The sequence below is a fragment of the Mucilaginibacter robiniae genome (assembly GCF_012849215.1).
GTDB lineage: Bacteria > Bacteroidota > Bacteroidia > Sphingobacteriales > Sphingobacteriaceae > Mucilaginibacter > Mucilaginibacter robiniae.
Window position 1 is genome coordinate 3,339,286 of the sequence record NZ_CP051682.1, and the last position, 14,870, is coordinate 3,354,155.

Genomic DNA, 14,870 nt, shown 5'->3' on the forward strand with positions numbered 1-14,870 from the left:
AGCACTGACAAAACAGTGCCACCACTGCCAATGGTTTGTCAGTGTTACAGGGTGTTACACACTGAAACATGTAACACTTGTGAAACAGTAGTTGCTTATAAGATAGGATAGAAAGTTGAACGATAATGCCTGTAGTAATTGATTTTGCAGTCGGGTAAAACTAATCGGGCTAAATTTTATTTATAACCATATTCGCCTAGTTTTCAGTATTGCCGGTACTTACTGGTATATCATGGAAATTTACAGATGTATTTGCATTCTACCATGGATTATCAACGATTGCTTGAACAGGTAAAACAGCACGTTTTAGCTTTTTACAAGAAACATAACAACGAACAGCTAACCTATCATAACCGTAACCATACCGAAGATGTGGTTCATGCAGTTATGCAAATAGGTAATCATTACCAGCTTAATGACCGTGACTTTTTTATAGTCACGGCGGCTGCCTGGTTTCATGATATGGGCTATCAGGAAAGCATGAACAACCATGAGGAGCAAAGTGCCCAATTAGCTGAGGCTTACCTGAAAACTGAAAATGTAGAGGCTGGTATTATTGATGGAGTAAAGCAGTGCATACTGGCTACGCGTATGCCTCAGCAACCATCCGGATTGTTGCAGCAAATTATTTGTGATGCCGATTTATTCCATTTGGGTACTGATGATTTTGCTGAAACAACCAAGGAACTGCGTAAGGAGATCAATACCATTATTGGTTGTGATGTTAGTAAACAGGAATGGCGCCAAAAAACAGTACGCTTTCTGGAAAGCCATCACTATCATACCGACTATTGCCAGTTGCTGCTGAATGACGGGAAGCAAAAAAACCTGGAAGCCATGAAAACTAAAATAGCCGAGTGGGATCAAGAAAATAGTAACGATCAGGAACCAGCAACCGATAGCTCAAATACATCAGACAATGTTCAGCCTTTACCGTCGGTAGGTAGTTCACATCCGAGCGTATCACCTCATAAAACCGCTGATTTGGCGAAAACGGATGTACAGCGTATGCCCGAGCAGCCTTTCGAAGAAAAAAAGTCAAAGAAAAAAGAACGGCCCGACAAAGGTATTGAAACCATGTTCCGGGTAAGTTCCAGCAACCACCAGCGACTGAGTGATATGGCCGATAATAAGGCCCACATCATGATTACAGTTAACTCCATTATACTATCAGCCATTATCAGTTTGTTGCTGCGCCGGTTGGAAGATTATAGTTATCTGATTATACCTACCATTATCATTCTGGCGGTGAGTTTAACGGCTATGGTATTTTCCATCCTTTCTACCCGTCCATCTATACCTGGCGGAACGTTCACCCAGCAGGATGTAGATCAGAAGAAAGTTAACCTGCTGTTCTTCGGTAATTTTTACCGCATGAATCTGCAAGACTACATCAAAGGGATGCAAAGCGTAATGGCCGATCGAGAGTACTTGTATGGCAGCTTAATTATCGACGTGTACTCGCAAGGCGTAGTATTGGGTAAAAAATATCGTTTACTACGCATTGCTTATAATGTGTTCATGTTTGGGTTAATTATTTCGGTGCTGGCCTTTATTATAGCCGCCATGATTAACGGAAGCGGGAAGCATTAATAACAAAAACCTATGCAGCCCTATTACTTTAATCGCGATTTAAGCTGGCTTAGTTTTAACGGCCGCATTTTGCAAGAAGCAGCGCGCAACACTGTGCCTGTGTTGGAGCGGATTAACTTCCTGTCTATTTACTCTTCCAATCTGGATGAGTTTTATCGGGTACGTATGCCGGTATTACAAGCCTTACAAAATTTGCATGATAAAGATAATGATCAGCAGGAGGCTGCTGCCCGGCAAAACGAACTGGAACAAGCCCAGCAACTCATACAGCAGCAACTAAACGAATATGGTCGCATCCTGACTACTGAACTGCTGCCATTATTACAGCAAAATCATGTTCAGCTGTTGTACAACGTTCCGTTACCAGAAGCTGTACAGCAACTCGCAGCCGATTACTTTTACAGTCAGGTAATGGCCTTTTTGCAGCCTGTTTTTTTATCAGCTACTAGTTCATTCTTTCCTGAAAACAACAAACTGTACTTGCTGACACTGTTACAGGACAATGCAGGGCAGGAGCAGTATGCCGTGGTAAACATACCGTCAGATGAGTTACCACGTTTTTTTAGTGTAACTATAGAAGAGCAGCAATACCTTATTTTTCTGGATGATTTGGTACGTTGCCACCTGGATAAAATATTTCCGCAGCATGAGGTAAGAGGTAGTTACAGCTTCAAAGTAAACCGCGATGCCGAACTGGATTTTAAAGATGAATATACCGATAACTTGGCCGACCGGTTGGAGCAGCAAATAAAGAAACGTGACTTAGGTTTGGCTACCCGATTTTTGTATGAACCTAGCTTGCCTTTACGGGCATTATACCGCTTGAGCGAGTTTTTGAATTTGCAAAGCAACAGCGCGGTAGCGGGTGGCCGTTATCATAATTTGCGAGATTTAGCTTCGCTTCCGATAGAGAATAAAGCATTATCGTACCCCAAGTGGTCGCCTATCCGTATAGATGCACTGGCTAGGGAGGCATCGTTGCTCGATACTCTAGATAAACAGGATTTTATTCTGCATACGCCCTACAATTCCTACAATCAGATTCTGCGTTTTTTTAACGAAGCTGCTTTGCGGCCAGATGTAGTAGAAATTAACGTAACCCTGTACCGCGTTGCCAGCGATTCGAAAATTGTAAATGCTTTAATGAGCGCGGCCAAAAGTGGTAAGCAGGTAAATGTAGTAGTAGAGCTAAAAGCCCGTTTTGATGAAGCCAATAACCTAAAATGGGCTAAAAAGCTGAAGGCAGCCGGCGCTAAAATGATTTATAGTGCCACAGCGCTTAAAGTACATGCTAAAACAGCGCTGGTAAAAATAAAGCAAGGTAACCGTACACATTACCGGGGCTTATTAGCTACAGGTAATTTCAATGAAAATACAGCCCGTTTTTACACCGACCATATTCTGCTTACAGCCAATGAAAGTTTGCTGCGCGAAATGGAACTGCTATTCCTCTTCCTTGCTAAAAAGCGAAAACCTGAAACACCCGATTTAATTCCATTTCAGCACTTGCTGGTAGCACAGTTTAATTTGCAGCAACAGTTCATCGCTTTAATTGACCAGGAAATTGCCTCGGCTCAACAAGGGCAGCCAGCTTATATTCATATCAAACTTAACAACCTGGAAGAAGAACGGCTGATTAATAAATTGTATGAAGCTTCACAAGCTGGGGTACGAATCCGCATGATTGTGCGAAGCATTTGTCGGTTGGTGCCGGGCATACCCGGGATGAGCGAGAATATTACCGTTACCCGAATAGTTGACCGCTACCTGGAGCATGGCCGGGTATTTGTTTTTGGTAACCAAGGTAACCCAAAAGTATATCTGGGTTCGGCCGATTGGATGAACCGTAATATTTACCATCGCATTGAGGTTTGTTTTCCGGTGTATGATGAACACATTCGGCAGCAAATGTTACAGCTGATGGATATACAGCTTCATGATAATGTACAGGCCGTACGCATTGATGAACACTTGAACAACATACCTGTAAAAACCGACGGTCTTCCTATACGTTCACAACAAGAAATTTATCAGCAGTTAACAAAACAGTAACCTTAGTGGTTATAAGTCTGATAACAAACTACAATGATGAAAAACATTTTGCTCATACCTATGCTGGTTGCCGGCTGCCTGCTTAGCTTTTCGTGCGCACAAAACCGTAAAACAAGCTATAAAAGCCCAACGGGATATAACCTGAACCAACCGGTGAAATATATTATGCCCGATGATTTGCATGAAATTTCAGGCATTGCTTTTCATAACGGTAATGCCGATACGGTTTATGCCGAGCAGGATGAAGAAGGCAAAGTGTATTACAGCAAATTGGGCGAAAAATCATTTAAACATACCATGTTCGGCAAGCACGGCGACTTTGAAGATATTGCTATCTATAAAGACCAGGTATTTATGCTGAAAAGTAAAGGCAAGCTTTATACTTTTCCACTCAGTGAGGTAAGGCAGCCGCAGGTGGCTCATGTACAGGAACTGGGCAACCTACTGCCCGAAGGCGAATTTGAAAGCTTGTACGCCGACCCTGAGGAACATAAATTGTACACCATCTGTAAAAATTGTGCCGATGAAAAAACTACTAAAACCAGCAGTGGCTTTATTTTTAATATTGCCGATAATGGCCAGCTGCAAACTGCCGGCAGCTTTAAAGTGCGCGTAAAAGAAATTGACCGGCATGCCGGCGAAAGCCAGATGAAGTTTCGCCCATCAGCGTTGAGTAAAAATCCGATTACACATCAGTGGTATATCTTATCGGCGGTAAATAAGTTACTGGTAGTAGCTAATTCCAACTGGCAGATTACAGCTACTTATGCGCTTGATCCTACGGTATTTAGGCAACCTGAAGGTATTACGTTTGATAAAAATGGAAATCTGTATATATCTAATGAGGGGGATGAACTAGGCAGCGGCAATATCCTGAAGTTTGCTTATACTGCATCCAAATAGCTTAAGTTTATGTTAAGTTTGTAACTGTATTTAACGGATCTGAACAATACCGCACGCTACATCCGTGATGCGCAATTTATGCAAACAACGCCATTCTACATTAATTCTACTTTAGCTCATTCAGAACCGGTTGAAACGACTTTGTCTTTCAAGCCGTTCATCAGCCATTTGCAAAAGTTGCAGGAAAATGCTACGGGCATTAAAGCACGCTTTTACCAGTATGTGCTTACCCATTTTCAGCCGTACATTAACTCACCTATGGCTTGTGAAACGGATAGCAATGTAGAGTGCGATCAGGTAGCTTTAGATTTGATTTTTGGTACCCTATCGCCAGTAGTATGCGATGAAAATAACTATTTGTGGGCGCTAAGTACACCAGTTCCGAACAAGGTTTTTTACAGTACCAGTGCTTTTTACAACTTTGTGAACCGTAAAAAGGAAATTGAAGTAGAATCGGTAGTGTTAACTAGCAATGAGCAGTTTAAAAAACAGCAATTAGCCTACATTTACCGCTTTATATTAAAACACCTTTACGATTTTGCACCCGTATTGCATGATCCGGTTTATTACATTTATACCGATGGCGAAACAGGTTTAAGTCGCTATTATAACATACACGTTAATACCGATTTCATTAAGGTTGAGGTTAAACAGGAACTGCCCGAGCTCACTTTTGAAATGGTTGAAAACCTACTACATGGTGATGATAGCCTGGATGCCATCACTGAAATTTTGCCGCTTAGCTGGTTTAAATTTGAAGGTTTCTCAGTAATTACCCTGGAAGACGTAACCGAACGGCATGCTATAGAAGATATACGTGAAGCCATTTCCAGCCCGCATGAGGATGAACGGGAGCTTTACAAACAAGCTATCCATTCGTTAAACATTCTGGCTGAAAGCAATGATGTACAGTTTGGCTTGTTGCCTTTTCTGAAGCTTAATGGTGAGCCGGTATTTGATTATACTTCTTGTTCGCAAAGCATCCTGATCCAATCAGCCAAAAAGCTGGGTATGGCCGAAAGTGTTTTTCATCAAATTGTGAAGCAGTATGAAGCTAAGCCCAAAGTGGTATTTTTTAATTCCATATCTGAAGGTAAACAGCAAAAATATCCTTTCCTGAAAGTGCTGAAGCAAACGGGTATTCAATCATACGCAGTAATCCCGGTGTTTTATAATAAACACATTGCGGGTATTATGGAGGTGTATGCCGAACGCGAACTGGTGTTTTATGAAAACATGCTCTCCAGGTTGGAGTTTGCTATTCCGCTGATTGCTCAACTGCTACAAAACAGTATTGAACACTTTAATGCCCGCATTGATGAAGTAATTAAAGACAAGTTTACCTCCTTGCAACCTGCAGTACAGTGGAAATTTAATGAAACAGCTTGGGAGTGGTTGCGCATACCCCATAACGACGGTAGTAAAATCAAAATCAGCAATATCGTTTTTAATGATGTATATCCGCTTTATGGCGCTATTGATATTCGTAATTCAACCGTTGAGCGCAACCAGGCTTTACAGCAAGATCTAAGAACCGTAATCAAGCTACTGTTGAAAGTGCTGCTTACACTGGATGAACAATACCCTAATTTGCTATGGCAAACGTTGTTTCAAAAGGCGAACGAGTGGTTGCAGATAGTTGATAATTTTGTAAACAGTAGTGATGAAATGCTGATTAATGAGTTTCTGGAAAACGAAGCTGGAAAGGCATTAAGCACCTTCCGGCAAGAACATCCAGAATCGGCAGCTCTGGTAAGCAGGTTCCTGAACATGATAGCGCAAGATTGCGAAGGTCCGGCTTTTACGCAACGTAACCGGCTGGAAGTATCCATGCAGATGATTAATAGCGCAGTTAATGGCTATTTTGAAAAAGCGCAGGAACAATTACAATCACTATACCCTTGTTACTTTGAAAAAATCAGGACTGATGGTGTAGAGTATGATATTTATGTGGGCCAGGCTATCGCTCCCAAAAAGCCTTTTAGTGCTGATTACTTGAAGCAGATACGTATGTGGCAATTAACTTCAATGATTGAAGTATCATGCCTTACCCATACCTTGCTGGAGCATATGCCAGCTGCTTTGCAAACTACGCAGCTTATTTTTATTCATAGTGCGCCTATTGATATCAGCTTCCGTAATGATGAGCGCCGCTTTGATGTAGAGGGCGCTTACAACATCCGTTATGAAGTTATTAAAAAGCGGATTGATAAGGTGCTGGTGCGAGATACGGGCGAACGCCTTACTCAGCCCGGAAAAATTGCGCTGGTGTACTTTACTGAAATTGAAGCCCATGAGCACATAGGCTACATTGAGCAGCTACAAAAACAGAACAAACTATTACCGGAAGTTGAACATTTGGAACTGGAGGAACTGCAAGGTGTGATTGGCCTGAAAGCTTTACGCGTAAGTATCAATTTTGAGAATTAATCGGCTACAATCGGGTTTTAAAAAGTATTTATTAAATTATAACGAGAGCTGTTTTAAAACCTTTTGGGTTTAAAACAGCTCCCGTTTACATAAATGAGGTTTTTTTAGAAGCCTGTATGAACAGTATGATTGTACCGATGGCGATAAAACATCTTTTGTAGTTTATAGCTTAAAAATGATGTTCCGGCACCTACAATCATGCCACCTAACACATCACTAGGGTAGTGAGCACCACGATACATACGTGAGTAGGCCGTAGCCGCAGCAAAAGTATAAGCCGGCGCAATCACATACCACTTCGGGAAGCTCAGGCTTAACGAAGTGGCAACATTAAAAGTAGTAGAAGTATGCCCCGAAGGGAATGAATAACCTGAAGTGTGGCCTTCCAGATAAATTTTATTGTTCCAGGTTAAATAAGGACGTTGCCGCTGCACGTAATCTTTAATACGGTCTGTTACTAAAGTATTGGTTAGTAAAGCGGCAGTTGCAGTAATGGCATTTCGTTTTAATAAATCATCTTTAGTTATAAAACCAGCCGCTAGCATGGCCAGCGGTGTAGCTGCCGAAACTATAATAGCATGATTAGATAAAAATGCCCAACCTTTGTTTTCATTGTTAGAGTTAGGATTAATGAAGTTTAGCATCTTCACATCAATGTTCTGTGATCGGGCTACAAAAGTTAGGCACAGCAACAGCTGTAAAAGAAATAGTTTAAATCTCATTTATATCAATTAGGTTACAACGCTATACTACAGTGTGTACTGATACTAACCAATAATGAAAAGGCGGCTGGGTTTAATCATTACGAATATAGCAATTAAACCAGCCTATTATACGGGTAAATTAACTTTTGGTTAACAATATATTATTAATGGTAATATTTTGACAATTCGTTTGAGTTGTGTGATATTTATAATACAAGCAAGCACAATTTGGGCAGTTAGGTGTTATAACTGGCAATCTCGATTTGGAAAAATGCTGTAAGGAAGCAACAGAAAGCGTGATTATTTTATTAAACTATATGATATTAAACCGATACCTTACAAAAACCTTTGTATTAATTACCGGCCTGTTTTCACTTTATACTGCTACTGCACAAAGCCAAACCCACAAAGACTCAGTTACTTTAGCCATAGATGCTGATTATAACAAAGTAGGTGCAGTGCATCGCAAGCTTTTTGGCGAAAACTACCGGAAACTGTGGGCTGTTCCGGTTAAAATGCGAGTTATGCACTTGCAGCAGGAAAAAGGTGGCCTTACTGTTTTAGAAAAAGGTGGCGGGCTACAAACACAGTCGCTCCGCCTGCGTGATCCATCAGGGCAGGAGTGGGTATTGCGTTCGGTACAAAAATATCCAGAACGGGCATTGCCGCCTAAGCTGCGCCCTACTATAGCTAAAGCCATCCTGCAGGATCAGATATCTACTTCCAATCCTTTTGGGGCTTTAACAGTACCACCGTTAGCTGAAGCTTTAGACATTCCTCATGCAAATCCCGAAATTGTGTATGTAGGCGATGATGCCGGCTTGGGCAAATACCGTGAAAAATACAAAAACAGTATTTACTTGTTTGAAGAACGTGAGCCGGAAGAGTCAGAAAAAACCGACAATACGCACAAGGTACAAAAAAAGCTGTTTGAGGATAATGATGTAAAAGTTGATCAGAAAATTGTGTTACGTGCCCGTTTGCTGGATATGATTATTGGCGACTGGGACCGTCATGATGATCAATGGCGTTGGGACAAGTATAAAGATGATAAAGCTATTACTTATACGCCTATCCCACGCGATCGTGACCAGGTTTATTACAAAACATCAGGCGTTTTCCCTTGGTTTGTATCACACCAGTGGCTTAAAGCCAAATTTCAGCCTTATCGTGATGAAATACGTGATATTAATAGCTGGAACTATAATGCCCGGTATTTTGACCGCTTGTTTTTAAATGAAATGAGCGAAGCTGACTGGAAAGAGCAAATTGCTTACGTTCAGGCGCATTTAACTGATGAAGTAATTAATCGGGCTATCCATAAAATGCCACCTGCTATTTTCGCTTTATCTGGTCCGCAAATTATTCAAACCATCAAAGCAAGGCGCAGTAACATTGCTTGGCAAGGCTTGCAGTTTTACAGTTTCCTGTCGCGCTATGTGGATGTACCCACTTCTGAAAAGCATGAACGTGTTGATGTAACTGAGCAAGCTGATGGTAAAGTAAATCTGGTTATTCATAAAGTAAAAAAAGATAGTTCACTGGCCCAGATCACTTATCAGCGTGTGTTCGATCCGAAAGATACCAAAGAAGTACGTGTGTATGGTATGGGTGGGCATGATGCTTTTTCGGTAGCAGGCAGCGGTAAGTCGCCTATTAAAGTACGTTTAATAGGAGGAGAGAAAGCTGATAGCTTTTATGTAGATAAACAGGTGGATAATAAAAAGAACCTGTACATCTATGATCGTTCGGATGAAAAAAATGTATTACCCGAGCGCTCACAAGCTAAAATACATACCGAAGCTGATACTGATGTAATAGCTTACGATCGGAAAAACTTTTTGTATAACCGTTTCCAGCCTCTTATTGCTGTAAGCTACAATACCGATTATGGTATAACCCCAACTCTGGGTTTTGCTTACACCAAGGAAGGTTTCCGTAAGTTACCTTTTGCTTACCGCCATCAGCTTGAGATAAGTTATCTATCAGGCCGTAAAGCTTTTTTGATACATTACAATGCAGAATATACCAAGCTAATTGGCAACAACGACTTTTTGATAAACTTTACCTCACGCGGTCCACATAACTACAGCAACTTTTTCGGTATAGGTAACAATACCGAGTTTGTGGATCAAAAGAACAATATCCGGTATTTCCGTAACCGATACGATTACCTGTATGGTGATGTACGGTTAAGGCATACGTATGGCGATTGGAAAGTTAGCGGGGGCCTTACCGGTCAGTTTTACCATAGTACTTCTGAAAATAATGAGCCCCGGTTTTTAGGAGCCTATAATCAGCAACATCCTGATGAGCAGGTGTTCTCTAATAAAAGCTATGCTGGCTTGGTAGCCGGTGCATTGCTGGATACCCGTAACAATACCTTGCGTACTACAAAAGGTGTTTACTGGAATACGACCATCAGTGGCCTGCAACAGTTAAACCAGGATCATAGTCGGTACAGTCAATTGGTATCACAGTTTAGCTTTTATGCCAACCCTGACCGGGATTCTATATTAATTATTGCAGCGCGTTTTGGTGCTGGTACCACCCTAGGGCATGCCGATTACTTTCAGCAGCTTAAATTAGGCGGTTCAGATAATTTAAGGGGTTTTCGTACCTGGCGCTTTACAGGTCGTAGCATGTTGTTCAACAACCTGGAAATGCGTTTGAAAGTATTGGATATTAACTCTTACCTGTTTCCGGGCAGTATAGGTATTATCGGCTTTAATGATGTGGGTAGGGTATTTACGCCGGGAGAATCATCATCCAAATGGCATGATGGTTACGGTGGCGGTATTTATGTAGAACCTGCTGATTTGGTTTTATTACAGGCTACTTTAGGAAAATCTAACGAAGGGCATATCGTGTATATTAACCTCGGGTACCGCTTTTAGGAAATTAACATAGATATACAGCCGGCTTTTGCAACCGCGAAGGTTGGCTGTATGTTTTATCTAATTAAGCCGCAGGCATTGGTTGACAGTATCTACCAATTCGTCAATACTGAAGGGTTTGGCAATAACAGCGTCACAGCCAAAGCTCATAAAATCAACGTTTTTGTTTAAGTAAGCAGAAAAGATAATTACCGGAACACGGTGCATGATTTTATGCGATTTGAAGTTACGGCAGATCTCGCCGCCATTATCATCCAGTAAACGGTAATCGAGTATAATCAGATCTGGATTATAGTTCTCGGCTATATCAATAATGCTTTTACTGTCAGAGGTACTTTTAACTTCAAAGTTCTCGTACGTCAGTATCTCATGCACTACTTCCAGTATATCCATGTTGTCGTCTAATACCAGAATTCGTTTAAGCATGAGGGTTGAAAAATTACGTATCTTGAAAAGATAAAATAAGTTATACGCAAACTAATACAATTAAGATGCAATTTACTTTAAACTACACTTAAATGGTAAATTAGCTTTTGCCTTTTAACTTAGATTACTCGCAAATATAACGAAACCCAAGTGCATTGTATTGCATGGTATGGTTAACATTTTGGTGTGCCATACTTCTTGATACCCCCGTTAATGTTAGGAGGAATAGCTTCTTTGCAAGCGAAAAATCCCTAATACAAAGTAAAATTAACCTAGTTGGTATAAAAGGGTAGCTAGTTTAGCAAACGTTCAATTTTATTAAGCAATTCCTGCATGTCAAAAGGTTTTGCCAGAAAATCATCAGCGCCTGCTTCCATAGCTGATTGACGTATGTCTTTACTGGCAGAAATCATCAATACCGGAATGCTTTGTGTATTGGATTTAGCTTTAAGCTCTTTACAAATGTCACGGCCGTCACAACCTGACATCCAAATGTCGAGTAATAATACGTCAGGATAGTTGTCTTGCAAAGTTAAAACTTCAGCACCGTTATAAGTTGAGGATACGTTATAACCATAAAAATCCAGCATCATCTCTACAGCATCTACAATTCCTGGATCGTCGTCTGCTATTAATATTCGTTTCGGCATGTTAACTATAGGCAATCACAAACATAAAAAAATGTTAGTTTTTTCAATGAAAAAAAACTAAAAAATTGGAGTTCCTGTCAAAGTGTAGTGTAATCTCTTTCTGCATCTTATTTACGAAAAAGCAGAATGAAAAGTTACTCGTGTTTCAGCGGTAGCGCAAAGTAAAAAGTTGACCCTTCTCCTTCTTTTGAATGTACGCCGATCTTCCCTCCGGCGCGCTTTATGATCTCTGCTGAAATATAGAGTCCTAAGCCGAGACCTGGAAAAGTGTGTTGCTTATCGCCGCTTACCCGGTAGAACTGCTCAAATACACGATCTTTTTTATCGGCACTAATGCCTATGCCGAAATCTTGTACACTTAAGTATAAAGCGTTGTTATCAGTATAAGTACGAATAATAATCTTTTCAGCTTGGGGGGAGTATTTAATAGCGTTAGTTACCAAATTAGTAATTACCTGGCTAATGCGATCTTTATCAGCATAAACCTCACTTGCAGATTGTAGCTCGGTAACCAGCTGATGGTGGTGAGTAGTGCGCTGCAAATCTTCAGTCAGGTCGGTAACCAGTTGGTTTAAACTGAAGTAATCATTGTTAAGCTGTAAGCGGCCGGATTGTATTTTGGTGACATCCAGCAGGTCAGTAATCAGGGTAGTCAGGCGGTCAATCTGGTTATTCATTTTAGCCAGCATGTTCGTCTTTTTAACGTCGCTTTCTTTCCTGAATGTTGCTTCCAGTATCTGCGCATAAGCCTTAATGCTGGTTACGGGCGTTTTTAGCTCGTGGCTGGCCACACCGATAAACTCATCTTTTTGCTGTTGTAATTGCTTTTGCTCGGTAATATCCACACAGGCACCAATGTAACCGGTAAAATGGCCTGCGGTATCGTATTGCGGGTTTCCGGTGCAGCTTATCCAACGTTGGGTACCATCCTGATGCTCTATCCGGAACTGGCTTTCATGATATTTCTGTTGCAGAAAATCATGCGTAAACTTATTTATAGCTTGTTCTGCATCCTCATTAGAAACAGCACTAAGCCAGCCGCTACCCAGGTGTAATTCCAGCGGAATGCCGGTCCAGTTAACCCAAATTTGATTTACGTAAGTAATATGGCCTTGTGCATTCGACATCCACAAAGCGGTTGGTGAAGCTGTAGTAATACCCCTGAACAAAGCTTCACTGGCTTGCAGGGCTTGTTGTGCTGCTATCTCAGGGCCAAGGTCTCGTATAACTATCGAAAAGCCCGTCATATCTCCGGTTACCGGATCATTCAGGCGGGTAGCATAAGCAAAAGTGTGCACTTCAGCTCCGGTATTTAAATGCCGGTACCGTTGCTTGCCGGCAAAATAACCATGCGTGTTAATAGCTTCGCTGATTTGAAGATTATGTGGAACATCTTCCTGAAAAAAGTATTCATGGGCATTAGGCACTACATTTGGTTCGGTAGGATAGCCAATAATTTCCCGGCCTTTTGTATTCAGGTAGGTAACTGCACCCTCAATATTAACCACAGCTATACCATCAAAGTTATTATCTACTACCGAAACAAGCTTCATCTGTTCTTCTTCGGCTTTCAGTTCGGGGCGTAAATCGCGTACAATGGAAGCACGACCCAGTGGCTGACCGGCAGCATTTTTAAGCAACAGAGATGTAGCATAGGCAGGTATGGTTTCACCGGTTTTAAAATTCCGGTAATTAATCCGGCCTGCCCAACGGCCATGTTCCAGTAAAGTTGGGTTGATGATGGTGCGTAGCTTTTCAATCTCGTTGGGCATTACATACTCCTTTTGAGCGCGCCGGGCATCTTCCAGGCTGTCCAGCCCCATCATTTGCAAACCTGCCTTATTCAGGAAGGTTAATGTGCCGTTCCAATCCGATAGACTGATAAAATCATTGCTGTTATCAATCAGCCATAATAACTTTTGCTGCTCATGGCTGGCTTCTGCTTCAGCCGTAAAATCATAAGCTATTCCGGCAAACCGCAAAGGTTGCTTATGCTCATCAAATATGTAATTACCAACGGTTCTGATCCAATGCACGCTTTGGTCATGCCAAATAAAGCGGGCTTCATAAGTAAGCCTACCGGTTTGCTTGGCTTTATTGTAAGCCTCATCACGAATGTGATGATCGTCAGGATGTACGTGGTTGATAAAATCTTGATGTGTTAAGCCTATATCTTCCCGGCCTGTAAGTACCCGGGCAAAAACCGGCGTATAGGAAACCTGGTTGGTAGCCATATCCAACAAAAAGGTGCCGGCATTTATATTATCTAAAGCCAGTTGAGCCAATTGCTCGGTGGAACGCATTTTTTCATCAGCTTGTACCTGTTGGCTAATGTTTTGCGTGATGCCCGAAAAGCGGTAAGGTGTACCTGATTTGTCAAAGTAAGCTTTGCCCTTACAGTGCAGCCAATGTAGTAGTTTACCTTCAGCATCTACCGTACGAAATTTTGTATCATACTGCCCGCTTGATGAAGGTTGTAAGGCTTGGTTGATAGCGGCATTCACATTAAGCTGATCATCGGGGTGAATGCTTTTTAGTACCGCGCTATAAGAAATATTTGCTTTCTGCTGAAAGCCATGATAGCTTCTGGTATTGGCATCCCAGCTAATCAGTTGCTGCTGAATATCCAGATTCCAAGTGCCAACACCTGCTGCAGTTAAAGCAAAATTCAGGTTTTCTTCAGCTTCATCAGCCCGCCGGCGGGCTAATACCAAATCAGTAACGTTGGTGGCTGTGTTTAATATGCCCCATACTTCGCTCTCGGCGTTTAATAAAGGCTGATAAGTGAAGTTGTAATAGAAATTTTGTAGCTGACCATCAATTTCCATTTTTACCAAATCTTCAGTGGCATGGTAAGCCTGGCCAGTAGTAAATACATCATCCAGTAACTGATGGAAAGGTTGGTTATCTAATTCCGGTAATGCTTGTTGCAGCGTTTTACCAATTACCGAAGTATCTTTACCCCAGGTGTCATAAATCATGGCTTTATTGGCTATTTGTATGTGCATTTCTCTGCCAGCATACAATGCAATGGGGGTAAGTGATTCTTCAATTAAAATACGAAAGGCTGCAGCATCATTATCCAGTACTTTTTCCATATTCAAGAATCATCAATAAAATTACAGCTACTTAACAGGCTTATAGTTGCAAAAAAAGTATAGCAACTATCAAAGCCTACCTATCAATAAGGCGCAACTTAGCTATAAGGTTTTAAA

The 14,870-nt window shown here is 41.4% G+C and carries 9 protein-coding genes; 5 read left to right on the forward strand and 4 right to left on the reverse strand.

What is annotated here, in order from left to right; translation table 11 throughout:
* Window positions 1–264: 264 nt before the first annotated feature.
* The 4 genes from HH214_RS14775 (at window position 265) to HH214_RS14790 (ending at window position 6,978) form a co-directional block, all read left to right on the forward strand.
* The gene (locus HH214_RS14775; RefSeq protein ID WP_169608876.1) at window positions 265–1,593 is read left to right on the forward strand and encodes a Pycsar system effector family protein; all 1,329 of its coding nucleotides are present in this window, start codon (window positions 265–267) and stop codon (window positions 1,591–1,593) included.
* A gap of 12 nt (window positions 1,594–1,605) precedes the next feature.
* A complete protein-coding gene (gene ppk1 / locus HH214_RS14780) occupies window positions 1,606–3,645 on the forward strand; it encodes a polyphosphate kinase 1 (protein ID WP_169608878.1) in 2,040 nt (679 codons plus the stop codon).
* 33 nt (window positions 3,646–3,678) lie between these two features.
* Complete coding sequence (locus tag HH214_RS14785) at window positions 3,679–4,548, forward strand: SdiA-regulated domain-containing protein (protein WP_248282106.1); 870 nt, start codon at window positions 3,679–3,681, stop codon at window positions 4,546–4,548.
* Window positions 4,549–4,626: 78 nt separating this feature from the next.
* Window positions 4,627–6,978: a GAF domain-containing protein gene (locus HH214_RS14790; protein ID WP_169608880.1), complete on the forward strand. Its 2,352-nt coding sequence runs from the start codon at window positions 4,627–4,629 to the stop codon at window positions 6,976–6,978.
* 104 nt (window positions 6,979–7,082) lie between these two features.
* Here HH214_RS14790 and HH214_RS14795 read toward each other — a convergent pair whose 3' ends face one another.
* A complete protein-coding gene (locus tag HH214_RS14795; RefSeq protein ID WP_169608882.1) occupies window positions 7,083–7,700 on the reverse strand; it encodes a phosphatase PAP2 family protein in 618 nt (205 codons plus the stop codon).
* Between the two features lie 299 nt (window positions 7,701–7,999).
* On the opposite strand from HH214_RS14795, the gene HH214_RS14800 reads away from it, so the two are divergent.
* The gene (locus tag HH214_RS14800; protein WP_169608884.1) at window positions 8,000–10,579 is read left to right on the forward strand and encodes a BamA/TamA family outer membrane protein; all 2,580 of its coding nucleotides are present in this window, start codon (window positions 8,000–8,002) and stop codon (window positions 10,577–10,579) included.
* A gap of 60 nt (window positions 10,580–10,639) precedes the next feature.
* On the opposite strand, the gene HH214_RS14805 is transcribed toward HH214_RS14800, so the two are convergent.
* From HH214_RS14805 to HH214_RS14815, 3 genes are all read right to left on the reverse strand, one after another.
* A complete protein-coding gene (locus tag HH214_RS14805; protein WP_169608886.1) occupies window positions 10,640–11,005 on the reverse strand; it encodes a response regulator transcription factor in 366 nt (121 codons plus the stop codon).
* A gap of 293 nt (window positions 11,006–11,298) precedes the next feature.
* Complete coding sequence (locus HH214_RS14810; RefSeq protein WP_169608888.1) at window positions 11,299–11,655, reverse strand: response regulator transcription factor; 357 nt, start codon at window positions 11,653–11,655, stop codon at window positions 11,299–11,301.
* A gap of 134 nt (window positions 11,656–11,789) precedes the next feature.
* Entirely contained in the window at window positions 11,790–14,753 is a 2,964-nt protein-coding gene (locus HH214_RS14815) for a PAS domain-containing sensor histidine kinase (RefSeq protein ID WP_169608889.1), read from the reverse strand.
* Between the last annotated feature and the right edge of the window lie 117 nt (window positions 14,754–14,870).

What these genes read in the sequence shown, in the direction of transcription:
- HH214_RS14775 (WP_169608876.1), top strand. Translation starts at nt 265, where the DNA reads ATGGATTATCAACGATTGCTTGAACAGGTAAAACAGCACGTTTTAGCT.
- ppk1 (WP_169608878.1), top strand. Translation starts at nt 1,606, where the DNA reads ATGCAGCCCTATTACTTTAATCGCGATTTAAGCTGGCTTAGTTTTAAC.
- HH214_RS14785 (WP_248282106.1), top strand. Translation starts at nt 3,679, where the DNA reads ATGATGAAAAACATTTTGCTCATACCTATGCTGGTTGCCGGCTGCCTG.
- HH214_RS14790 (WP_169608880.1), top strand. Translation starts at nt 4,627, where the DNA reads ATGCAAACAACGCCATTCTACATTAATTCTACTTTAGCTCATTCAGAA.
- HH214_RS14795 (WP_169608882.1), bottom strand. Translation starts at nt 7,700, where the DNA reads ATGAGATTTAAACTATTTCTTTTACAGCTGTTGCTGTGCCTAACTTTT.
- HH214_RS14800 (WP_169608884.1), top strand. Translation starts at nt 8,000, where the DNA reads ATGATATTAAACCGATACCTTACAAAAACCTTTGTATTAATTACCGGC.
- HH214_RS14805 (WP_169608886.1), bottom strand. Translation starts at nt 11,005, where the DNA reads ATGCTTAAACGAATTCTGGTATTAGACGACAACATGGATATACTGGAA.
- HH214_RS14810 (WP_169608888.1), bottom strand. Translation starts at nt 11,655, where the DNA reads ATGCCGAAACGAATATTAATAGCAGACGACGATCCAGGAATTGTAGAT.
- HH214_RS14815 (WP_169608889.1), bottom strand. Translation starts at nt 14,753, where the DNA reads ATGGAAAAAGTACTGGATAATGATGCTGCAGCCTTTCGTATTTTAATT.